This window comes from Roseovarius sp. A-2 (assembly GCF_002072155.1).
GTDB lineage: Bacteria > Pseudomonadota > Alphaproteobacteria > Rhodobacterales > Rhodobacteraceae > Roseovarius.
This window is the reverse complement of sequence record NZ_BDIY01000008.1, coordinates 64862-84609: the sequence shown is the minus strand read 5'-3', so window position 1 is coordinate 84609 and position 19748 is coordinate 64862. Positions and strand designations below refer to the sequence as shown.

The 19748-nt window shown below is 63.9% G+C and carries 21 protein-coding genes; 11 read left to right on the top strand and 10 right to left on the bottom strand.

Annotated elements, in window-relative coordinates; genetic code table 11:
• Window positions 1-2: 2 nt before the first annotated feature.
• The gene (locus BHD06_RS11340) at window positions 3-377 is read right to left on the bottom strand and encodes a hypothetical protein (protein ID WP_080457134.1); all 375 of its coding nucleotides are present in this window, start codon (window positions 375-377) and stop codon (window positions 3-5) included.
• An 11-nt stretch (window positions 378-388) separates the two neighbouring features.
• Window positions 389-1714 carry an NAD(P)-dependent oxidoreductase gene (locus tag BHD06_RS11335; RefSeq protein ID WP_080457133.1) on the bottom strand — a complete coding sequence of 442 codons (1326 nt, stop codon included), beginning with the start codon at window positions 1712-1714 and terminating at the stop codon, window positions 389-391.
• A gap of 202 nt (window positions 1715-1916) precedes the next feature.
• Here BHD06_RS11335 and hisB point away from each other — a divergent pair, with 202 nt between their 5' ends.
• The 3 genes from hisB to BHD06_RS11320 are packed head-to-tail and all read left to right on the top strand — an operon-like array spanning window position 1917 to window position 4085.
• Window positions 1917-2504, top strand: a complete 588-nt coding sequence (gene hisB, locus BHD06_RS11330; RefSeq protein WP_080457132.1) for an imidazoleglycerol-phosphate dehydratase HisB — start codon at window positions 1917-1919, stop codon at window positions 2502-2504.
• Window positions 2505-2507: 3 nt separating this feature from the next.
• Window positions 2508-3146 (top strand): imidazole glycerol phosphate synthase subunit HisH, encoded by a 639-nt coding sequence (gene hisH / locus BHD06_RS11325; RefSeq protein ID WP_080457131.1) that lies wholly within the window; start codon window positions 2508-2510, stop codon window positions 3144-3146.
• Window positions 3147-4085, top strand: coding sequence for a glutaminase (locus BHD06_RS11320; RefSeq protein ID WP_080457130.1), 939 nt, complete (start codon window positions 3147-3149; stop codon window positions 4083-4085).
• A 113-nt stretch (window positions 4086-4198) separates the two neighbouring features.
• Here BHD06_RS11320 and BHD06_RS11315 read toward each other — a convergent pair whose 3' ends face one another.
• Window positions 4199-4633, bottom strand: a complete 435-nt coding sequence (locus BHD06_RS11315; protein WP_080457129.1) for a VOC family protein — start codon at window positions 4631-4633, stop codon at window positions 4199-4201.
• A gap of 61 nt (window positions 4634-4694) precedes the next feature.
• Window positions 4695-5084 carry a DUF2147 domain-containing protein gene (locus tag BHD06_RS11310; protein ID WP_080457128.1) on the bottom strand — a complete coding sequence of 130 codons (390 nt, stop codon included), beginning with the start codon at window positions 5082-5084 and terminating at the stop codon, window positions 4695-4697.
• A 137-nt stretch (window positions 5085-5221) separates the two neighbouring features.
• Between BHD06_RS11310 and hisA the strand changes: the two genes are divergently transcribed.
• On the top strand, window positions 5222-5944 hold the full coding sequence (gene hisA, locus BHD06_RS11305) for a 1-(5-phosphoribosyl)-5-[(5-phosphoribosylamino)methylideneamino]imidazole-4-carboxamide isomerase (RefSeq protein WP_080457127.1): 723 nt from the start codon (window positions 5222-5224) through the stop codon (window positions 5942-5944).
• Between the two features lie 116 nt (window positions 5945-6060).
• Here the strand turns inward: hisA and BHD06_RS11300 are convergent, their stop codons facing one another.
• A complete protein-coding gene (locus tag BHD06_RS11300; RefSeq protein ID WP_080457126.1) occupies window positions 6061-6513 on the bottom strand; it encodes a DUF302 domain-containing protein in 453 nt (150 codons plus the stop codon).
• Between the two features lie 101 nt (window positions 6514-6614).
• Between BHD06_RS11300 and hisF the strand changes: the two genes are divergently transcribed.
• Genes hisF through BHD06_RS11285 form a run of 3 tightly spaced genes read left to right on the top strand, consistent with a single transcriptional unit; the run spans window position 6615 to window position 8008 of the window.
• Window positions 6615-7403, top strand: a complete 789-nt coding sequence (gene hisF / locus BHD06_RS11295) for an imidazole glycerol phosphate synthase subunit HisF (protein ID WP_080457125.1) — start codon at window positions 6615-6617, stop codon at window positions 7401-7403.
• Complete coding sequence (locus BHD06_RS11290) at window positions 7400-7714, top strand: phosphoribosyl-ATP diphosphatase (protein ID WP_080457124.1); 315 nt, start codon at window positions 7400-7402, stop codon at window positions 7712-7714. The genes hisF and BHD06_RS11290 overlap by 4 nt, the downstream gene beginning before the upstream one ends.
• 3 nt (window positions 7715-7717) lie before the next feature.
• On the top strand, window positions 7718-8008 hold the full coding sequence (locus tag BHD06_RS11285; protein ID WP_080457123.1) for a Dabb family protein: 291 nt from the start codon (window positions 7718-7720) through the stop codon (window positions 8006-8008).
• A 75-nt stretch (window positions 8009-8083) separates the two neighbouring features.
• On the opposite strand, the gene BHD06_RS11280 is transcribed toward BHD06_RS11285, so the two are convergent.
• Window positions 8084-9421, bottom strand: coding sequence for an amidase (locus tag BHD06_RS11280; protein ID WP_080457122.1), 1338 nt, complete (start codon window positions 9419-9421; stop codon window positions 8084-8086).
• Window positions 9422-9473: 52 nt separating this feature from the next.
• Between BHD06_RS11280 and BHD06_RS11275 the strand changes: the two genes are divergently transcribed.
• From BHD06_RS11275 to BHD06_RS11265, 3 genes are all read left to right on the top strand, one after another.
• Window positions 9474-10727, top strand: a complete 1254-nt coding sequence (locus tag BHD06_RS11275; protein ID WP_080457121.1) for an FAD-dependent monooxygenase — start codon at window positions 9474-9476, stop codon at window positions 10725-10727.
• A gap of 125 nt (window positions 10728-10852) precedes the next feature.
• Window positions 10853-11497, top strand: coding sequence for an outer membrane protein (locus BHD06_RS11270; RefSeq protein WP_080457120.1), 645 nt, complete (start codon window positions 10853-10855; stop codon window positions 11495-11497).
• A gap of 296 nt (window positions 11498-11793) precedes the next feature.
• The gene (locus tag BHD06_RS11265) at window positions 11794-12384 is read left to right on the top strand and encodes an outer membrane protein (protein WP_080457119.1); all 591 of its coding nucleotides are present in this window, start codon (window positions 11794-11796) and stop codon (window positions 12382-12384) included.
• Between the two features lie 106 nt (window positions 12385-12490).
• Here the strand turns inward: BHD06_RS11265 and hisG are convergent, their stop codons facing one another.
• Genes hisG through hisS form a run of 3 tightly spaced genes read right to left on the bottom strand, consistent with a single transcriptional unit; the run spans window position 12491 to window position 15740 of the window.
• Window positions 12491-13186 (bottom strand): ATP phosphoribosyltransferase, encoded by a 696-nt coding sequence (hisG, locus tag BHD06_RS11260; protein ID WP_080457118.1) that lies wholly within the window; start codon window positions 13184-13186, stop codon window positions 12491-12493.
• Window positions 13183-14268, bottom strand: a complete 1086-nt coding sequence (locus BHD06_RS11255; RefSeq protein WP_080457117.1) for an ATP phosphoribosyltransferase regulatory subunit — start codon at window positions 14266-14268, stop codon at window positions 13183-13185. Before BHD06_RS11255 ends, hisG begins: the two co-directional genes overlap by 4 nt.
• Window positions 14268-15740, bottom strand: a complete 1473-nt coding sequence (gene hisS, locus BHD06_RS11250; RefSeq protein WP_080457116.1) for a histidine--tRNA ligase — start codon at window positions 15738-15740, stop codon at window positions 14268-14270. Before hisS ends, BHD06_RS11255 begins: the two co-directional genes overlap by 1 nt.
• 122 nt (window positions 15741-15862) lie before the next feature.
• On the opposite strand from hisS, the gene BHD06_RS11245 reads away from it, so the two are divergent.
• Complete coding sequence (locus tag BHD06_RS11245) at window positions 15863-16057, top strand: SlyX family protein (RefSeq protein WP_080457115.1); 195 nt, start codon at window positions 15863-15865, stop codon at window positions 16055-16057.
• 98 nt (window positions 16058-16155) lie between these two features.
• Here BHD06_RS11245 and dnaE read toward each other — a convergent pair whose 3' ends face one another.
• Window positions 16156-19656 (bottom strand): DNA polymerase III subunit alpha, encoded by a 3501-nt coding sequence (gene dnaE / locus BHD06_RS11240; RefSeq protein ID WP_080457114.1) that lies wholly within the window; start codon window positions 19654-19656, stop codon window positions 16156-16158.
• Window positions 19657-19748 lie beyond the last annotated feature (92 nt).

Here is a 19748-nt window from a genome sequence, read left to right as displayed (position 1 = left end):
TGTTATATCCGATCAATATGGCCGGTCTTTTGGTGATGAGTGTGATGACTTCCCCAAGTCGAGCAGGTCCTCGTGCAGAAAGACACACACATCCCAGCGGAGTCTGTATCAAACCGCCACATCGTCTCTACAGCGGCGGTCTGTCCCCTTTTCTCAACGACCGATTTCAGAATGCGTTGATCGACATCCGTATACTCAACTAGGCATTCATCCGCAGCCAGATCGAAATGACGATGCAATAGGTTCACGCCGAACTTATGAAGCTTTCCATGCTTAATCAGAATATCGCGTATCTCTGACAGAACTGCCTCATCTTCCGGTACCAGCATCTCCACATCGTTGATGTCACCCAAGCTGTTATATTGAAATGCGTGCATTTGATCCTCCCTTATGAGGTTAAGAGTGATATATGAATATCCTCGGCGGCATCGCGCCCTTCGGCCACCGCCGTGACGGTCAGATCATCGCCGCCTGCCGCGCAGTCGCCCCCGGCCCAGACCCGGTCGAGGCTGGTACGGCCTGTGCCGCTCACCCTGATCTTGCCGCCTTCAAGCTCGGGCAGTCCGTCGCCCTCCAGCCTCTGGCCGATGGCGCGCAACACCTGATCGGCCGACAGCCGGAACCTGTGGCCGGTCGGGGTCAGGTCGTCACCGGTGAACTCGAACTCGACCTCGCGAACCGCTCCATTCCCATGGATCGCGACGGGCTGCGCGTTGGTGATGATGCGCACGCCTTTCGAGGTTGCCAGATCCTGCTCGAATACACTGGCATTCATCCGGTCGCGGCCGCGCCGATAGACTAGCGTAACGTTGAGCGCGCCCAGAAGCCGGGCCTGCACTGCGGCGTCGATGGCAGTCATGCCGCCGCCGATCACCACCACGTCGCGGCCCACCGGCAGGCGCGACAGGTCGTCGGTCTGGCGCAGGTCGGCGATGAAGTCGACCGCGTCGCTCAGCCCTTCGCGCTTCTCAGCGTCAAGCCCGAGCGCGTTGACCCCGCCGAGCCCCAGCCCGAGAAAGACCGCGTCATGATCCGCGCGCAGCGCCTCCAGTGACAGCTCGCGCCCGAGGCGCTGGCCGGTTTCGATGGTGATCCCGCCGATCCCGAGCAGCCAGGCGACCTCGCGCTCGGCGAAGCTGTCCACCGTCTTGTAGGCGGCAATGCCGAATTCATTAAGCCCGCCGGGCTTGGCGCGCCCGTCGAACACCGTCACGTCATGGCCCTTCATCGCCAGCCGGTGCGCGCAGGACAGCCCCGCCGGACCCGCCCCCACAACCGCGACCCGTTTGCCCGTCGGGGCCGCGCGGGTGAAGGGATGCACGTCGTTCGCCATCAACGCGTCGGTGGCGTAGCGTTGCAATTGCCCGATCCGCACCGGCGCGCCCTCGGCGGCCTCGCGTACGCAGGCCTGTTCGCACAGCGTCTCAGTGGGGCAGACCCGGGCACACATGCCGCCAAGGATGTTCTGCGACAGGATGGTTTGCGCCGCAGCCTCGGGCGTCCCGGTGGCGATCTGCCGGATGAAGAGAGGGATGTCGATATCCGTCGGGCAGGCGGTGATACAGGGCGCATCGTGGCAGAAATAACATCGGTCTGCGGCGACAAGCGCCTCGTGCCCTTCGAGCGGCGCGTGCAGGTCGGAGAAATTCTCGTGATATTGCTGTGGATCCAGCCGGGCGGGCTGAACTCCGGGGGCGAGCGTGCGGTCACGCATGGCGTCCTCCACTGATTGCAGTTCCGGACCAGTATCTCACGTTCTGTTTTTTTATCAATTGGTAAAATTAATGGGGAAATAATTGCATTGCAGGGATCAGCGCGCACGGCCCCTGCCACGCGGGGCTCACGCCGTCCGCGCTTGCCCCTTGGCCTGTGGCGATACCCGCAGTATAGAGCGGCCAAGCAGCAGCGGAGGCCCCATGCGCAACGCCACCATCACGCGAAAGACCGCAGAGACCGAAATCACCGTCGAGATCGCCGTCGACGGCTCTGGACAATATGACAATCAGACCGGTGTCGGCTTTTTCGATCACATGCTGGATCAGCTGGCCCGGCACTCGCTGATCGACATGACGGTAACTTGTGCGGGCGATCTGCATATCGACGATCACCACACGGTCGAGGATGTGGGCATCGCGCTTGGGCAGGCGCTGAGCCACGCCATCGGCGACAAGCGCGGCATCCGCCGCTATGGCGCGTGTTTGTTGCCCATGGATGACGCGCTGGTGCGTGCAGCGCTCGATCTGTCGGGCCGGCCTTATCTGGTGTGGAATATGGACCTGCCCACCGCCAAGATCGGCACGTTCGATTCGGAGCTGGTGCGGGAGTTCTTTCAGGCATTCAGCACCCATGGCGGCATTACTCTGCACGTTGATGCGCTGCACGGGATCAACAGCCATCACATGGCCGAGGCCGCGTTCAAGGCGGTGGCGCGCGCCTTGCGTGAGGCGCTGGAAAGCGATCCGCGCAAATCCGATGCGATCCCGTCGACCAAGGGCAGCTTGTAGAAAATGACCACCGTCATCGTCGATTACGAGAGCGGCAACCTGCACTCGGCTGAAAAGGCGTTTCAGCGCATGGCGCGCGAGACCGATGCCGGTCAGGTGATCGTCACCTCCGACCCCGAGGTGATCCGGCATGCGAGCCGCATCGTGCTGCCCGGCGACGGGGCTTTTCCGGCTTGCCGCACTGAACTTTACGATCATCGCGGTGTCTTTGAGGCCATCGAGGAGGCGGTGATCGGGGGCGGTCGTCCGTTCATGGGCATATGCATCGGGATGCAGATGCTGGCGACGCGCGGGATGGAATACGAGGAAACCGCCGGTTTTGACTGGATTGGCGGCACGGTCGAGCATATCTCGCCCTCTGATCCAGCGCTCAAGGTGCCGCATATGGGCTGGAACGATCTGATGATCGACCAACCGCACGCCATTTTCGACGGGATCGAGACCGGTGATCACGCCTATTTCGTGCATTCCTTTCATTTTCGGGTGGATGATCCGGCGCATCTGTTGGCCCATGCCGAATATGGCGCGCCCGTCACCGCCGTGGTCGGGCGCGACACCATTGTCGGCACGCAGTTCCACCCCGAGAAGAGCCAGGCCACGGGGCTGCGCCTGATCGCCAATTTCCTGACCTGGACCCCCTGAATGGCGGTCGATCCGTTGCAGGGCATTCTGGATGAGATCGCGGCAGAGGCATGCGACAGCACCGAGCGTGGCAAAGTTGCCGATTACATCCCCGAACTGGCCTGCATCGACCCCGATCAATTCGCCATCGCCATCGCGCGGCCCGGACAGCCGACCCTGACGGCAGGTGATGCGGGCGTTCCCTTTTCGATCCAGTCGGTGTCCAAGCTCTTCATGCTGGCCCTCGCCCTCGGACGGCTGGGCGACCGGCTCTGGAATCGCGTCGGGCGCGAGCCGTCGGGGCAGGCCTTCGATTCGATGCTGCTACTGGAGCTGGAAAAGGGCCGCCCGCGTAACCCCTTCATCAACGCAGGCGCCATCGTCACCACCGATGCGGTGCTCGAAGGGGCCAGCCCGCGCGAAGCGCTCGGTGCGCTCTTGCGCTTCATCCGGGCAGCGGCGGGGGACGAGGCCATCCATATCAACGACCGGGTCGCCGCGTCCGAGACGGCGACCGGCCACCGCAATATGGCGCTGGCGCATTACCTGCGGTCACATGGCAACCTGAGCAACCCGCCCGAGATGACGCTGGGCACCTATTTCCACCAATGCGCGGTAGAGATGAGTTGCGCGCAACTGGCCAATGCGGGGCTCTTTCTGGTGGGTGGACCGCAGGCACCGCGCCTTGTGTCACAGGCCCGTATCCGGCGGATCAACGCGCTGATGATGACCTGCGGGCATTATGACGGATCGGGTGATTACGCGTTTCGTGTGGGCCTGCCCGGCAAGAGCGGCGTGGGCGGCGGGATACTGTCGATCGTGCCGGGGGTGGCGTCGGTGGCGGTGTGGTCACCGGGGCTCAATCACTACGGCAATTCCAAGCTTGGCACAGAGGCGATGGAACGGCTGGCGGTGCGCACCGGATGGTCGGTCTTCGGGCCGGAGGGGAAGAGCGGCTGAGGGGGTCATCTGCTACGACCGCTCGTGAAGCTGCGATCGCGCGGCACCTTCGGTGCGTTTCGCGCGGGATGCGGCAAGGGCAACTCAAGACCAAAACCCACCCACCTGACAGCCTACCGCGCCCACAATCGCGGCTCTGCCATTTCCAGCGAGTTCCCCGCCGGATCGCGGAAATAGATCGAGCGGGCACCGTTCGGCCAATGGAAATCCGCCTCGATTTCCACCCCCGCCGCGTCCAGCCGCGCGCGCCAGTCGTCCAGCGCCGTGCCCTCTACCGCGAAGCAGAAATGCCCCGGCCCCTGCGCGCCATGTGGTGGCACCGGCAGGCCCGGGTTGCCCGGCGGCTTGCATGTCTCAGATGGGTTGAAGATCAGCAGCACACCGCCGCCCACGCGGTAGAACACGTGCCGTGCGTTCACCCGAACGATCCGCGCCAACCCCAGCACACCGCCATAGAAACCCTCTGCAGCGTCGAGATCATCGACATAGAGCGCGGCTTCGAGAATGGCGGCGGGCGGGGCGGCGTGAGGCAGGATGTGGTCAGTCATGGGGTACGGTAACGCATCGGGCGGGCCGACAAAACAGCGCCGCCCGATGCGACCGTGCCGCTTATTGCACTTTTTTCCACGTCCCCCCATCGCGGCAGATGAACATCACGCAGCCGCTGACCTTGAGCCGGTCGCCCTGTAATTCCAGCTTGGAATTGTAGGTCTTGTCGCGATCCGGGGAATAGACCTTGCCCTCATACTCGCCACCGCCCACCGGCACGGTTTCGGAAATGATGTTCCGCCCGATATTGTCGCTCGCCATTTCCTGACCGTTCTCGTCAAAGGATTTCACCAGTTCGCCGCAGAGCGCGTTGCCGCAGGGCTTGACCTCGATCAGCCCGGAATGGCCGTTGTCATCCTTGGCCGTTTGCCACGTGCCCAGAAGCGGCTCGGCCATCGCCATGCCGCCCATCAGGCTCAGTGCCGCGCTCATCATCACCAGTTTACGCATGTCTCGTCCTCCCTGAGATATACTGCGGAGCCTGAGCCAACCCGGTGCGCCAAATCAAGTCTGACGTCGGGTCGCGTTGCATTTCGCGCAGTCGCATGCCAAACGGCACGCGTCACAGCCAGCACGGAGTCCGGCCCATGATCCTCTACCCCGCCATCGACCTTAAGGACGGCAAGGCCGTGCGCCTGCTGCGCGGTGACATGGGGGCCGCCACTGTGTTCAACGACGACCCGGCGGCGCAGGCAATGGAGTTTGTCGCGGCGGGCTGCGACTGGCTGCACCTGGTCGATCTCAATGGGGCTTTTGCCGGCGCACCGGTCAATGCCGCCCCGGTCGAGGCGATTCTGAAGCAGTGCAAGATCCCCGCGCAACTGGGCGGCGGCATCCGCGACATGGCCACCATCGAAGCGTGGCTGTCAAAGGGGCTGGCGCGGGTGATCCTGGGCACCGTGGCGGTGGAAAACCCTGCGCTGGTGCGCGAGGCCGCGCGCGCCTTTCCCGGGCAGGTGGCGGTGGGGATCGATGCACGAAATGGTCTGGTCGCGACCAAGGGCTGGGCCGAAGAGACGGATGTGGATGCCACGGATCTGGCAAGATCCTTCGAGGATGCGGGCGTGGCCGCGATCATCTACACCGACATCAACCGCGACGGCGCGATGCAGGGGCCGAATGTCGAGGCCACGGCGGCGCTTGCCCGCGCCGTCTCGATCCCCGTAATCGCCTCGGGTGGGGTATCGTCGCTGGTTGATCTGCTCGCGCTCAGGGATTGTGGTGCGTCGCTGAACGGTGCGATCTCGGGCCGGGCGCTTTACGACGGGGCGCTCGACCTCGCCGAGGCGCTCGCGGCGCTGCGCGACTGACGCCCAGCCCTCGCGTGTCATGCCCCGGCTTGACCGGGGCATCTCTGCTCTGGCCTGAGTTTGCGACGAGATTGCCCGGCCAAACCGGGCAATGACGCAGGTCTCGTGGCCGCGCCTTACTGCCCTGCGGCCTTGCCCGTCAGCTTGCCGAGCGCGCCACGCATCATCTTGAGATACTCCGCGTCATCCGAGATCGCGAGATCGTCGAACATTTCCTTGGGATCCTCGTAGGCGAGCCAAGTCTGCCCCGCGCCATCGCGGTAGACCAGCACCTTCATCGGCAGGAACAGACCCGCCAGCGGGTCGTCCAGCATCGCCTGCGTGCCGACCTTGGGGTTGCCGAAGATCAGCACCTGTGTCGGGTCCAGGTCCATGTCCACCGAGGCGGCCCCTGCCGCGTGATCGACGCGGGCAAAGACATTGGCCCCCGCACCGGTCACCGCCGCTTCAAGGCGATCCATGGTGGTGGCGACATCGGCGGAGGACTTGACCTTGACGATATCGTCATTGCTGGCGAATGTCGGCATCGCGGCCAGGGTAATCGCGGCTGCGACAAGAAAACGTTTCATAGTAAACTCCTCGATTCATGAACAGATAATGGCTGCATCCTCTGGCATATTGATCTGAAAGCCCATAAACAACGCCGTAAAATTCCTGTAACAGCGACAATATGCTCAAGACCCGTATCATCCCCTGTCTCGATGTCGCCGACGGCCGCGTGGTCAAAGGCGTGAATTTTGTCGATTTGCGCGACGCGGGCGATCCGGTCGACGCAGCGCGCGCCTATGATTCGGCGGGGGCGGATGAGCTGTGTTTCCTCGACATCCACGCCACGCACGAGAACCGGGGCACCATGTTCGACGTGGTGCGCCGCACCGCCGAGCAATGCTTTATCCCGCTGACAGTGGGCGGCGGGGTGCGCAGCCCGGAGGACGTGCGCGCGTTGCTGCTGGCCGGGGCGGACAAGGTCAGCTTCAACTCCGCCGCCGTGGCCGACCCGGATGTGGTGGCCCGTGCCGCCGACCGGTTCGGCAGTCAGTGCATCGTGGTGGCGATCGACGCCAAGACCGTCAGCCCCCCCGCGCCTCTCCGGGGCGACCCCGGAAAATGGGAGATTTTTACCCATGGCGGACGCAAACCCACCGGCATCGATGCGGTGAATTTCGCGCGGCTGGTGGCCCAGAAGGGCGCAGGCGAGATCCTGCTCACCTCGATGGATCGCGACGGCACCAAGGCGGGGTTCAACCTGCCCCTCACCCGCGCCATCGCCGATGCGGTGGACATCCCGGTGATCGCGAGCGGTGGTGTCGGCACGCTCGATCATCTGGTCGAGGGCGTGACCGAGGGCCATGCCTCGGCGGTGCTCGCAGCCTCGATCTTTCATTTCGGCACCTACACCATTGCCGAGGCCAAGGCGCATATGGCCGCCGCAGGCATTCCGATGCGGGTGGCGGCATGACGCTCGATGATCTCGCCCGCACCATCGCCGCCCGCGCGAGCGCCGACCCTGACAGCAGTTGGACCGCCAAGCTGCTCGCCAAGGGCCCCGAGAAATGCGCCGAAAAATTCGGAGAAGAGGCCGTTGAGGCGATCATCGAGGCGGTGAAGGGCGACCGCGCACGCCTGACATCAGAGGCGGCGGATGTGATTTTTCATCTGCTGGTCATGCTGCAATCGCGGGGTGTCGCGCTAGATGATGTGATGGCTGAACTGGCCCGCCGACAGGGCAAATCTGGCCTTTCTGAAAAAGCCTCCCGTTCGAAAGACTAGAACATGATCCGCCATATCGTTTTCTTTTCCGCCGCCAATCCCGAGGATGTGGATCGCATCTGCGAGGGTCTGATGATGCTCGCCGCTATCCCGCATTCCAGCCATTTCGAAGTCGGGCGCAACCTGCAAAGCGATGCGATTACGCAAGAGCGGGTCGATCTTGTGGTCTACGGCGAGTTTGCCGATGAAGCGGCGCTCGCCGCCTACAAGGCACATCCCATCTATGCCGAATGCATCGCGTTGGTGCGACCAATGCGCGAATTGCGAATCGCCGCCGATTTCAAGGCTGGCTGAGCCACCGACCCCGGATTCTTTTCGCAGAAAAAACTGAAGCCCAAGAAAATTCGCGAATTTTCTTGGGTCTGGCTCTCAATCCGCGGACACAAGCACGTCTTCGACCGCTTTCGCCACCCGGAGCATACGCTCCTCCTGAAACGGCGTGCCGCACAACATGATCCCACATGACGCAACGCCCGTGGGCAGCGTCACGGCGCAGAGACCCATCAGGTTGCCCACTCGGGTGTTGCGAAGCGTCAACAGGTTCTCGGTCACGTAATAGTCCTCATCCTCCATCAACCGGGCATGATCGGGAGGCAGGTTCGGGGCGGTCGGCATCAGCACTGCGTCATAGCCCGCGACCCGCGCCTGCCAGGTGGCGCGCAGCCGCTCCAGCGTCTGCCAGCCCGACACGTAATCCGCCGCCGAGATTGCCTTGCCGCCCCGGAACCGCTCGCGGATGGGAGCGAACATCTTGTCGGGGTCGGCCTCGATCACGTCGCGCCACAACCCGTAAGCCTCGCCGGAAAAGAGCGCGGGCGAGAGCGGCATCGCCTCGGCCACTTCGGGGGCCTCGATTTCCTCAATCACGGCACCGGCGTCGCGCAGCCGGGCGCAGGCTGCGGCATAGCCCGCCTCGGGGGCTTCGCGCAGATCATCCATCACCACCGTTTGCAGCGCGGCAAACCGCATCCCCGCCAGCGACGCGCCCCGCAAATCCGCCGCCTTGCCGCCTTCGAGGGCGGCCAGCATCAGGGCGCAATCCTCGACCGAGCGCGCCAGCGGGCCGACCGTGTCGAATCGCAGGCATAACGGCACCACCCCTTGCAGCGAAACCCGACCCGAGGTGGTCTTGAGCCCGACCAGATCATTCCAGGCCGCTGGAATACGCACCGACCCGCCGGTATCCGACCCGATTCCGCAGGCTGCCAGATCGAAGGCCACGCTCGTCGCTGCCCCTGAGGAGGAGCCGCCCGGCACCGCGTCTGCATTGTTCACGCAGGGCGGTGTCGCAGTCACCGGATTGAGGCCGAGACCGGAGAAGGCCAATTCGCTCATATGCGTCTTGCCGAGGCACACGAGCCCCGCCGCCGTGCCATTTTGCAGCACTTCGGCATCGCGCCCGGGCACGCGGCCCTTGAGCAGCGCCGATCCTGCCTCGGTCGCCACGCCCACGCTGTCGAAAAGATCCTTCCAGCTGACCGGCACGCCATCGAGCAGCCCCAACCGCTGCCCGGCCTTGGCCCGCGCCGCCGCTGCCGCCGCCTCGGCGCGGGCGCGGGTCTCGGTCACGACGCTGTAGATGCGGTCGCGCAGCGGGTGGGCGTTGATCGCGGAAAGGTAGGTATCGCAGAGCGCCTCGGGATCGATTTCGCCACGTCCAATGCCGCGCCCCAGATCGCCCGCCGTCATTTTAAGCCAGTCCTGCATTGTGCCGTCCCCTCTCATTATGCTGAAAACAGTGCTAGCGGCAGAGCGGCGCATGGACAATCCCGCGTGCACGGACATATTGAAGGTCATGGAACATGACAGCGATATCCTGATCGTCGGCGGAGGGCTGAACGGCCCGGCACTGGCGCTCGCCGCCGCGCGGGCGGGGCTTTCCTCTACGGTGATCGACGCCCTGCCGGAGCCCACCCGCAAGAACGCCGCCTTCGATGGTCGCGCCTATGCGCTGGCGCTGGCCTCGGTGCGACTTTTGCGCAATCTCGGCCTCTGGGAGCGGGTGGCGGAGAACGCGCAGCCGATGCTGGAGATCAAGGTCTCGGACGGGCGCGCGGGCGAAGGTCCGTCGCCGTTCTTCCTGCATTTCGATCATGCCGAGATCGAGGAAGGGCCGATGGGCCACATGCTCGAAGACCGATTCCTGCGCCGGGCGCTGATCGAGGCGATGTCCGGGGAGCCGCTGATTGCGCAGGTCTCGAACGACATGGTGACCGCGCAGGAGATGGGTGCGACCGGCGTCTCTGTCACGCTCGCCTCGGGCAAGGCGCTTGCCGGGCGCTTGCTTGTCGGGGCCGACGGGCGGGGTTCGGGCACCGCGGTGCGGGCAGGTATCAGCCGCACGGGGTGGGGCTATGGCCAGACTGCGCTTGTCGCAGCCATCGAACATGCCCTGCCGCATCACGGCATCGCGCATCAATTCTTCATGCCGTCCGGCCCGCTGGCCATTCTGCCGCTGCCGGGCAATGTCAGCTCTATCGTGTGGAGCGAGACAGACGCCACCGCCGCGCGCTTCGCCGCGCTGCCGGATGCCGAGTTCATGGAGGTACTGCGGCCGCGATTCGGTGATTTTCTGGGGGATATCAAGCTGCGCGGCAGGCGCTACACCTATCCGCTCAGCCTGACGGTGGCGAACAGCTTTGTGGCCCTCCGCCTCGCGCTGATCGGCGACGCCGCCCACGGAATGCACCCGATCGCGGGGCAGGGGCTCAATGCCGGGCTGCGCGATGTAGCGGCACTGGCGCAGGTGATAACCGAGGCCGCGCGCCGGGGCGAGGATATCGCCGCGGCGGATGTGCTTGGCCGATACCAGCAATGGCGGCGGTTTGATACCGCCACGCTGGCCATGGCCACCGATCTCACCAACCGGCTTTTCTCCAACGACAACGCGTTCTTGCGCGCCGCGCGCGATCTCGGCATGGGGGCACTGGGCCAATTGCCCGCTCTGCGCCGGGGCTTTATCCGCGAGGCGGCGGGGCTCACCGGCGAGTTGCCTGCGCTGATGAAAGGCTGACAGCAACGGCTGCTGCACACGCGCGCCTCACCCCATCTTGACGCTGCGCGACCGCTTCGTTCATTGCGCCAGACAGCATCCGCCCCGATCTTGGTTCCAGAGAAAAACTCAAAAGGACCAGACAGATGCGCACCAAAATCCGACTTCTTGCCGCCACCTCAACGGCGCTTCTTTTCGCCAGCCCGGTCTTTGCCGAGAGCGGTAGCGCGCTTCCCCCGCTTATCCCCAATAGCCCGGAATTGAGCTTCGACGCGCCGGGCGAGAGCCGCACCTCCACCCTCTCATCCCAGAGCCGTCCGCCGTTCGGCGGCATCGTCGACTGGACCGGTTTTTATGGCGGTGTGCAGGCGGGGATCGGCATCGCCGATACCAACCGCTCCGACTCGAACACGGATATCATCGGCGGCTTCACCCTGGGTTATGATCACGATTTTGGCCAATGGGTGCTCGGTGGCGGGCTCGATTACGACTTCGCCGATATCGACGCGGGCCCCAACAATTCTCTGGAAGAGATTTTTCGCGTCAAGGCGCGCGGCGGTTACAAGATCGGGCGCGGGCTGCTCTATGGCACCGGCGGCTATGCCGTCGCCAATACCGAGACCGCAGGCACCGACGATGGCTGGTTCATCGGCGGTGGCTATGAATACATGGTCAGCGATCAGTTCTCGGTTGGCGCCGAGGCGCTCTATCACGAGTTCGACAGCTTCAACAATTCCGGCACCGACATCGACACGACCACCATTCAGGTCCGCGCCATCTACCGTTTCTGACGGCGGGTGATACCGCGGCAAACGGGGCGGGCGCGTCCTCCAGCGCGCCCGCCTTTGCGTTTCGACACCATCAATCAAGGGACAACCATAGGCTGTGTCTTGCCACGCCTGTCCTGCGGAAATCCGCCGGTTTCTCCTTTGATTTCGGTGATTTTCTGCCACTCAAAGTATCGTGACCTTGCATCAAGCCGTTGCCCCTTGATGCCGTGGGCGCAGAGGCCATATGCGTCCCAGCGGCAATGACCGTAACTTGATCGTTCCATCAGGGACGTGACAGATCTGGAAAGGACAAGAAGATGCTCAAGACAATCTCAGCACTTGCGACTGCAACCGCCCTTGCAACTGCGCCTGCCTTTGCTGGCAATGTTTCGGAACCAGCACCCGAGCCAGTGATCAACACTCCAGCCCCCGCGCCCGCCGCGCCGACCTCGCCGAACTGGACCGGCTTCTATGGCGGTGGGCAATTCGGCTTTGGGTCTGTCGATACCAACACCTCGGGTTCCGATGAGGATATCATTGGCGGTTTCACCGGCGGCTATGACTACGATTTCGGTCAATGGGTCGTTGGCGGCGGGCTCGATTACGACTTCGCTGATATCGACGCCGGTGCGGCCAATGCGCTCGAGGAAGTGTTCCGCGCAAAGGCACGCGCGGGTTACAAAATCGGTCAGGGCCTGCTCTACGGTACGGGTGGCTACGCCCTCGCCAATACCGAAACGGCAGGCACCGATGACGGCTGGTTTGTCGGTGGTGGCTATGAGCACATGATAACCGAGCAGTTCTCGGTTGGTGCAGAGGCGCTGTATCACGAGTTCGACGGCTTCAACAATTCCGGCACGGATATCGATGCGACGACCGTTCAGGCGCGGGCGCTGTTCCGCTTCTGATCGTGGTTGACGTAATGCAGGGGGCGGCCCGCCGGGGCCGCCCTTTTTGTGTGCTATTCGCGCATGAGACAGCCAGCCGCTGAACGCGACAATTCGCGACTGACTCTCAGTCCAGATGCAGCCGGTCCTTGAGCGTCCGCAGCGTGTGCCGGTCGGCATCCTCCATCGTAGCCACGCGTGATTTGAAAAGCGTTGCCTGAGACTTCAGGATGAGCCCATCGTCCAATATTTTCAAATGGTTGGCGCGGAGTGTATCGCCGGTTGAGGTGATATCGGCAATCGCTTCGGCGGTTTCATTCTTGACGGTGCCCTCGGTTGCGCCCTGACTGTCGACCAGTTGATAATCCGCGACCCCGTTCTCACGCAGGAAATCGCGCACGAGGCGGTGATATTTGGTGGCAATGCGCAAGCGAAACCCGTGTTTCAGCCGGAACGCGGCGGCGGCGGCGTCAAGGTCGTCGAGATGGCTGACATCGACCCAACAGCGCGGCACCGCCAGCACCAGGTCGGCCTGCCCAAAGCCCAGTTCGGCCAGTTCGCCGACCTGATTTTCCCATTGGCCCAGCTTTTCGCGCACCAGATCGGTGCCGGTCACGCCCAGATGAATGCGCCCGGCGGCCAGTTCGCGCGCGATTTCCCCAGCGGACAGCAGGATAAGATCCACGTTGTCAATGCCTTGCACGAAACCCGCATATTCGCGCTCCGATCCTGCGCGGCCCAGCTCAACGCCGTGCTTGCCGAACCAGTCGAAGGTCTTTTCCATCAGCCGCCCCTTGGACGGCACGCCGAGTTTCAGGGTCATGTCGCACCCCCGAGGCTCAGCGCCAGACCGGGGCGGATGACCCCGCCCACGGCCGGAATTTCGCGCCCCCGCCCCAGTTGCCGGGTCAGCGCGTCATAGCGCCCGCCAGTCGCGACGGGGGGCAGGTCGGGGCGATTTTCCGCATGGAAACCAAAGACGAAGCCGTCGTAATATTCCATCTGAGTCCGCCCGTAACTGGCCTCGAAATCTAGCTTGGTGACGTCCAGCCCACGCGCCTGCAACGCCTCCAGACGCCGCGCCAACCGGTCCACCGCGGCTTGGATCGCGGGCAGGTCCACGGCGATGTCGCGCAGCCGTTCCAGCGCGTTGTCGCTCGTCTCTCGGACTGCCAGCACCGCGTCGAGCAGTTCGACCTCGGCGGCAGAGATTGGCGCGGTTTTGGCATCCTCGCGCAACGCGTTGATCCGTTCTGATATTTCATCCGGGCCGCGCATCCCGATCATCGGTTCGGCCCCAGCCATCGGGTCAGCCGCAGCCAGCAGTGCTGCGCGCTGTTCCGGCACCGGGGATTTGCCCGAAAACCGGTCGATCAGGGCGCGAAACCGCCGGGGTCGCCAGATATGCCGCCGGAGCGCCGCCTTGCGCCGCGTACTCGTGCGAAGCCCCTCGACCGCCGCCATCAGGATACCGATATCGCCCGTCGCCGCGCGCAGGCCAAGCGGGCGCAGGATATCGAAAAACATTGAGAACACCTCGGCATCCGCCGCCTCGGGTGCAGCGCGCTCAAAAATTTCGAAGCCCACTTGCGTGAATTCATTGGCGCGGGTGGCATCCTCTTCCTGACGGCGGAACACCTCGCCGGAATAGGTGTAGCGCGCCGGTTCCGCGCCGTGTTCCATATGCATCTGCACCACCGGCACGGTGAAATCCGGGCGCAGCATCTGCTCGCCGCGCAGCGCGTCCGAGGTCACATAGGCCCGCGCGCGGATATCCTCGCCGTAAAGGTCGAGCAGCACTTCGGCGGGTTGCAGTATAGAGGTTTCAACCGGCTGCGCGCCCGCCGCCTCAAAGAGGCCGCGCAGGCGCGCGGCCTCGGCCAGGGTCGCGGCACGGTCCGGCATCAGCTTTGCCTCGACAAGATTTCGCGCACCTTTTCAACAAGTTGGTCGCGCTGCACCTCGACTTGACTGGGCCGTTCCTTCCATTCTTCCAGCGTCGCATTCGCGGCGATCTGCGCGCCAAGGATCAGGTCCTTGATCTGCACCACGCCGCGCGCCTTTTCGTCGCCGCCCTCGATGATCGCCACCGGGCTGCCGCGCCGGTCGGCATATTTCATCTGGTTGCCGAAATTCTTGGGATTGCCGAGATAGACCTCGGCGCGGATACCTGCAGCCCGCAACTCGCCGACCATCGCCTGATAATCGGCCATGCGGTCGCGATCCATCACGGTGACGACCACGGGCCCCTGCGCCTCGCCCCCCGTTCGGCCCTTTTCGCGCAGGGCGGCGAGAAGGCGATCAACGCCGATGGAGACGCCCACGGCCGGCACCTGCTGCCCGGTGAAGCGCGCCACGAGATCGTCATAACGGCCCCCGCCTGCGACGCTGCCGAATTGCCGGGGGCGGCCTTTTTCATCAAGGATTTCAAAGGTCAGTTCCGCCTCGAAGACCGGGCCGGTATAGTAGCCAAGCCCGCGCACGACCGAAGGGTCGATGACGATGCGGTCGGGGCCGTAGCCTTGGGCCTCTAGAAGCGTGGCGATCTCTTCGAGTTCGTCCACCCCCTGCATGCCCATTTCCGAAGACCCAACCGCTTTGTGGAGGTTGGACAGCGTGCTGTCGGCGTCGTCACCCTTGGAGGTCAGGAAGGCCAGCACCGGCGCGGCCTGATCGTCGCTCAGACCAACACCGTCGATATAGGCCCCAGAGGCATCAAGCCGCCCTTTGCCCAGCAACTCACGCACGCCCGCCTCGCCCACCTTGTCGAACTTGTCGATGGTGCGAAGCACGGCGGCCTGTTGCTCGGGGTCCGAGACGCCCGTTGCCTCCAAAACCCCATTCAAAACCTTCCGGTTATTCACCCGCACCACGTAATCACCGCGGGGGATACCCACCTCTTCCAGCGCATCGGCCAGCATGGCGCAGATCTCGGCATCCGCCGCCATAGACGCTGTGCCCACCGTATCCGCATCGCATTGATAGAACTGCCGAAACCGGCCCGGCCCTGGCTTTTCGTTGCGCCAGACCGGCCCCATTGCGTAGCGGCGGTAGGGCGTTGGCAGATCGTTGCGGTGCTGGGCGTAGACGCGGGCCAAGGGCGCGGTCAGATCATAGCGCAGCGCCAGCCATTTCTCGTCCTCGTCCTGCCAGGCAAAGACGCCCTCATTGGGCCGGTCCACGTCGGGCAGGAACTTGCCCAAGGCCTCGACCGTCTCCACCGCGCTGCTCTCCAACGCGTCGAACCCGTAGCGATGATAGACCCCGGCGATGGCGTTCAGCATCGCGGCGCGCTCGGTCACGTCCGCGCCGAAATAATCACGGAACCCCTTGGGCGTTTCGGCCTTGGGGCGGGGCTGTTTCTTGGGCTTGGCCATGGGTGTCGTCCTTGCGGCGGCTGTCGTGGCGCGGTCTAGCCGAAGGGCCGCGCGGGGGCAAGGCGGGCCCGAATGATTGCCCGATGATTGACCGCGCGCGCACCTGCGCGTAAGGCGATGCCATGACCGATCTGGAAGAGAAAATCGCCCATCTCATGCGCAGCGTCGATGACCTGTCGGATGTCATCGCGCGGCAGGACCGCGAGATCGACTGGCTGCGCGGGCGTGTGCACATGCTGCTGGAGCGTGAGGCTGCCCGGCGGGACGAGAACGAAGGCAGTGTTTACCTCGGTGACGAGCGCCCGCCGCATTACTGACAGGGGGTCTGTGAAGGCCCGTGTCTCCCCGGACTTGATCCGGGGGCTTTTGCGGCTCGGAGATCCCGGATCAAGCCCGGGATGACGTCAGGAAGGGTTCAGATCTCTTCCACCATCACAACCCCGCTCAGGCTCTTGATCGCGCCCTTGATCTGGGGGGTGACGGGATATTCCACGCCACTGTCGATCTCGACCTCGCCGGGTAGCCCCTCGCCCATGAGGCGGAAATGGATCGGCCCCGGCGCGCCACCGCGGGCGGCTTTGGCCGCCCCCTCCAGCACCGTCGCGACCGATCCGATCACCCCCGGTTGATCGACAAAGATCCGCAGGCCGATGGCCCCGGCATCTGCGACCATCCCGTCGATGGGCTGCACCGAGCGGCAGAGCAATTTCAACTGATCGCTCTCCATCGTGGCCTCGGCGGTGATGACCACCTGCGCGCCGGTTTCCAGAAAATCACGGGCTTTCTCCAGCACATCGGAAAAGATCGTGACCTCGTAGCCGCCCGTGGTGTCGGAAAGCTGCGCAAAGGCAAAGCGGTTGCCGCGCGCCGATTTACGTTCTTGCCGCCCGGCGACGACCCCTGCCATCTTGGCCAGGAACGGCCCCTGTTCGGCGCGGGCGGTCACCTCGTCGAGCGTCCTGACCTCCTGCCGCTTGAGCACCGTCATGTAATCATCAAGCGGGTGACCCGAGAGGTAAAAACCCACGGCCTTGAACTCCTCGGTCAGCCGTTCGGCGGGCAGCCAATCCTCGACCGGGACAAGGCGCGGTTCGGGCAGATCCTCACCGGCATCGCCGAAAAGCGAGACCTGCGTCGAATTCTTCTGCTCATGGATCGCGGCGGAATAGCCCATCAGCGCCTCGATGCTCTCGAACACCCGGCGGCGGTTGCGGTCGAGCGCGTCAAACCCGCCCGCGCGCGCCAGCATTTCCAGCGGCCGCTTGCCAATGCGCTTGAAATCCACCCGCCGCGCCATGTCATAGAGAGTGGCAAAGGGTTTGTCGCCGCGCCCTTCCACGATCAGTTTCATCGCCTCGACGCCCACGTTCTTGAGCGCGCCGAGCGCATAATGCAACACGCCCTGCCGCACCACGAACATGGCCTGAGATCGGTTCACGCAAGGCGCGGCCCAGTTCAGGCGCAGCCCCTTCTTCACCTCCTGGAAATAGACGGCGAGCTTGTCGGTGAGGTGGATATCGCAATTCATCACACCGGCCATGAACTCCACCGGGTGATTGGCCTTGAGCCACGCGGTCTGATAGCTGACCACCGCATAGGCGGCGGCGTGCGATTTGTTGAAACCGTAATTGGCGAACTTGTCGAGCAGGTTCCAGACCTCGAGCGCCTTGGCATCGTCAACGCCGTTGGCCTTGGCCCCGGCGATGAACTTTGGCCGTTCGGCATCCATCGCGGCCTGGATCTTCTTGCCCATGGCGCGGCGCAACAGGTCGGCACCGCCTAAGGAGTAACCCGCCATCTCCTGCGCGATCTGCATCACCTGTTCCTGATAGACGATGATGCCCTGCGTCTCGTCGAGGATATGGTCGACCGAAGCGTGCAGGCTATCGCGTTCGCTCAGCCCGTTCTTGACCTCGCAGTATTTGGGGATGTTCTCCATCGGGCCGGGCCGGTAGAGCGCGACAAGTGCGACGATATCCTCGATACAAGTGGGTTTCATCCGCTTGAGCGCATCCATCATGCCGGAACTTTCCACCTGGAACACGGCGACGGTGCGGGCTCGGGCGTAAAGCTCATAGGTCTTTTCGTCGTCGAGCGGGATCTGCCCGATATCGTTCTCGGCCCCGGGGAAGGGCTCGTAGATGGTGCTGCCATCGGCGGCGATGTGCAGGTCGCGCCCCTCGTTGTGGATCTGCTCTATCGCGTTCTGGATCACGGTCAGGGTCTTGAGGCCGAGAAAGTCGAACTTCACCAGCCCCGCCTGTTCCACCCATTTCATGTTGAACTGCGTAGCGGGCATGTCGGAGCGCGGATCCTGATAGAGCGGCACCAACTCATCCAATGGCCGGTCGCCGATCACCACCCCGGCGGCATGGGTCGAGGCGTTGCGCAGCAACCCTTCGACCTTCATGCCGTAATTCAGCAGCCGGTCCACCACCTCTTCGGATTTTGCGGCCTCGCGCAGCCGCTCCTCCTGTATCAGCGCCTGCGAGATGCTGACCGGCTTGACGCCCTCGACCGGGATCATCTTCGAGAGGCGATCCACCTGCCCATAGGGCATTTGCAGCACTCGCCCGATATCGCGCACCGCAGCCTTGGAGAGCAGTGCGCCGAAGGTGATGATCTGCCCGACCCGGTCACGGCCGTATTTTTCCTGCACATATTGAATCACCTCCTCGCGGCGATCCATGCAGAAGTCGATATCGAAATCGGGCATCGACACCCGCTCGGGGTTGAGAAACCGCTCGAACAGCAGCGAATAGCGCAGCGGGTCGAGATCGGTAATGGTCAGCGCATAGGCGACAAGACTGCCCGCGCCCGAGCCCCGCCCCGGACCCACCGGAATATCCTGGTCCTTGGCCCATTTGATGAAATCGGCGACGATCAGGAAATAGCCGGGAAAGCCCATGCCCTCGATGATGCCAAGCTCGAATTCCAGCCGCTTTTCATATTCCTCGACCGGGGCGGCATGGGGGATAACGGCAAGCCGCCCCGCAAGCCCGGCACGCGCCTGACGGCGCAATTCGTCGACCTCGTCATCGGCGAAACGCGGCAGGATCGGGTCGCGCCGGTAGCAACCGAAGGCGCAGCGTTTGGCGATCTCGACGGTGTTGTCCAACGCCTCGGGCAGATCGGCAAAAAGCGCGGCCATCTCCTCCTGCGACTTGAAATAATGCTGCGGGGTCAGGCGGCGTCGCGGCTCGCTCTGATCGACATAGGCCCCGTCGGCCACGCAGAGGAGCGCATCATGCGCCTCGTACATGTCGGATTTGGGGAAATAGACATCGTTGGTCGCCACCAGCGGCAGGTTCATCGCATAGGCCATTTCGATCAGGCCGCGCTCGGTCAGCCGCTCGGCGTCTGGCGCGCCGCCCTCGCCGGGATGGCGCTGCAACTCGACATAGAGCCGATCGCCAAAATCCGCCGCCAGCCGCTGCATGAGTGCCTCCGCCGCCGGGCGCTGCCCGCCCTGCAAGAGCCGCCCCACCGGGCCGTCCGGCCCGCCGGTCAGGCAGATCACGCCCTCGGCATGGGTGGCCAGCTCCTCCAGCGTGACATGCGCCACCTGCCCGTCGCCGCGCAGGTAGAGGCAGGAATTGAGCTTCATCAGGTTCTCGTAGCCACGCTCGTTCTGCGCCAGCAGGACCACGGGTGCGGGCGGCTTGAACCGCTCTCCGGGGCTGGTGGTGACATATTCGAGATCCACCTGACAGCCCATGATCGGCTGCACGCCCGCAGCCTGCGCAGATACGGAAAACTCAAGGGCTGCGAACATGTTGCCCGTGTCGGTGACGGCCACGGCGGGCATGCCCGCCGCCTCGCACAGGTCGGGCAGTTTCTTGAGCCGCACCGCCCCTTCAAGCAGGGAATATTCGGTGTGGACACGCAGGTGAATGAATCGGGGATTGGCGCTCATGAAGGCAACCTTACTGAGGGCGCACGCGAAACAAAAGACTTGCCAAACGTCCCTTTGACCGTTTTCATCGAAGACCGACAGGACAGGCCCGC

Excerpts from the sequence above, each read along its gene's own strand:
- hisG (WP_080457118.1), bottom strand. The coding sequence starts at position 13,186 with ATGACCCTGAAACTCGGCGTGCCGTCCAAGGGGCGGCTGATGGAAAAG.
- BHD06_RS11320 (WP_080457130.1), top strand. The coding sequence starts at position 3,147 with ATGGCGGTCGATCCGTTGCAGGGCATTCTGGATGAGATCGCGGCAGAG.
- hisH (WP_080457131.1), top strand. The coding sequence starts at position 2,508 with ATGACCACCGTCATCGTCGATTACGAGAGCGGCAACCTGCACTCGGCT.
- hisS (WP_080457116.1), bottom strand. The coding sequence starts at position 15,740 with ATGGCCAAGCCCAAGAAACAGCCCCGCCCCAAGGCCGAAACGCCCAAG.
- BHD06_RS11270 (WP_080457120.1), top strand. The coding sequence starts at position 10,853 with ATGCGCACCAAAATCCGACTTCTTGCCGCCACCTCAACGGCGCTTCTT.
- BHD06_RS11275 (WP_080457121.1), top strand. The coding sequence starts at position 9,474 with ATGGACAATCCCGCGTGCACGGACATATTGAAGGTCATGGAACATGAC.
- BHD06_RS11315 (WP_080457129.1), bottom strand. The coding sequence starts at position 4,633 with ATGACTGACCACATCCTGCCTCACGCCGCCCCGCCCGCCGCCATTCTC.
- BHD06_RS11290 (WP_080457124.1), top strand. The coding sequence starts at position 7,400 with ATGACGCTCGATGATCTCGCCCGCACCATCGCCGCCCGCGCGAGCGCC.
- BHD06_RS11285 (WP_080457123.1), top strand. The coding sequence starts at position 7,718 with ATGATCCGCCATATCGTTTTCTTTTCCGCCGCCAATCCCGAGGATGTG.
- BHD06_RS11335 (WP_080457133.1), bottom strand. The coding sequence starts at position 1,714 with ATGCGTGACCGCACGCTCGCCCCCGGAGTTCAGCCCGCCCGGCTGGAT.
- BHD06_RS11340 (WP_080457134.1), bottom strand. The coding sequence starts at position 377 with ATGCACGCATTTCAATATAACAGCTTGGGTGACATCAACGATGTGGAG.
- dnaE (WP_080457114.1), bottom strand. The coding sequence starts at position 19,656 with ATGAGCGCCAATCCCCGATTCATTCACCTGCGTGTCCACACCGAATAT.
- hisF (WP_080457125.1), top strand. The coding sequence starts at position 6,615 with ATGCTCAAGACCCGTATCATCCCCTGTCTCGATGTCGCCGACGGCCGC.
- BHD06_RS11280 (WP_080457122.1), bottom strand. The coding sequence starts at position 9,421 with ATGCAGGACTGGCTTAAAATGACGGCGGGCGATCTGGGGCGCGGCATT.
- BHD06_RS11265 (WP_080457119.1), top strand. The coding sequence starts at position 11,794 with ATGCTCAAGACAATCTCAGCACTTGCGACTGCAACCGCCCTTGCAACT.
- BHD06_RS11300 (WP_080457126.1), bottom strand. The coding sequence starts at position 6,513 with ATGAAACGTTTTCTTGTCGCAGCCGCGATTACCCTGGCCGCGATGCCG.
- BHD06_RS11310 (WP_080457128.1), bottom strand. The coding sequence starts at position 5,084 with ATGCGTAAACTGGTGATGATGAGCGCGGCACTGAGCCTGATGGGCGGC.
- hisA (WP_080457127.1), top strand. The coding sequence starts at position 5,222 with ATGATCCTCTACCCCGCCATCGACCTTAAGGACGGCAAGGCCGTGCGC.
- BHD06_RS11245 (WP_080457115.1), top strand. The coding sequence starts at position 15,863 with ATGACCGATCTGGAAGAGAAAATCGCCCATCTCATGCGCAGCGTCGAT.
- hisB (WP_080457132.1), top strand. The coding sequence starts at position 1,917 with ATGCGCAACGCCACCATCACGCGAAAGACCGCAGAGACCGAAATCACC.
- BHD06_RS11255 (WP_080457117.1), bottom strand. The coding sequence starts at position 14,268 with ATGCCGGACCGTGCCGCGACCCTGGCCGAGGCCGCGCGCCTGCGCGGC.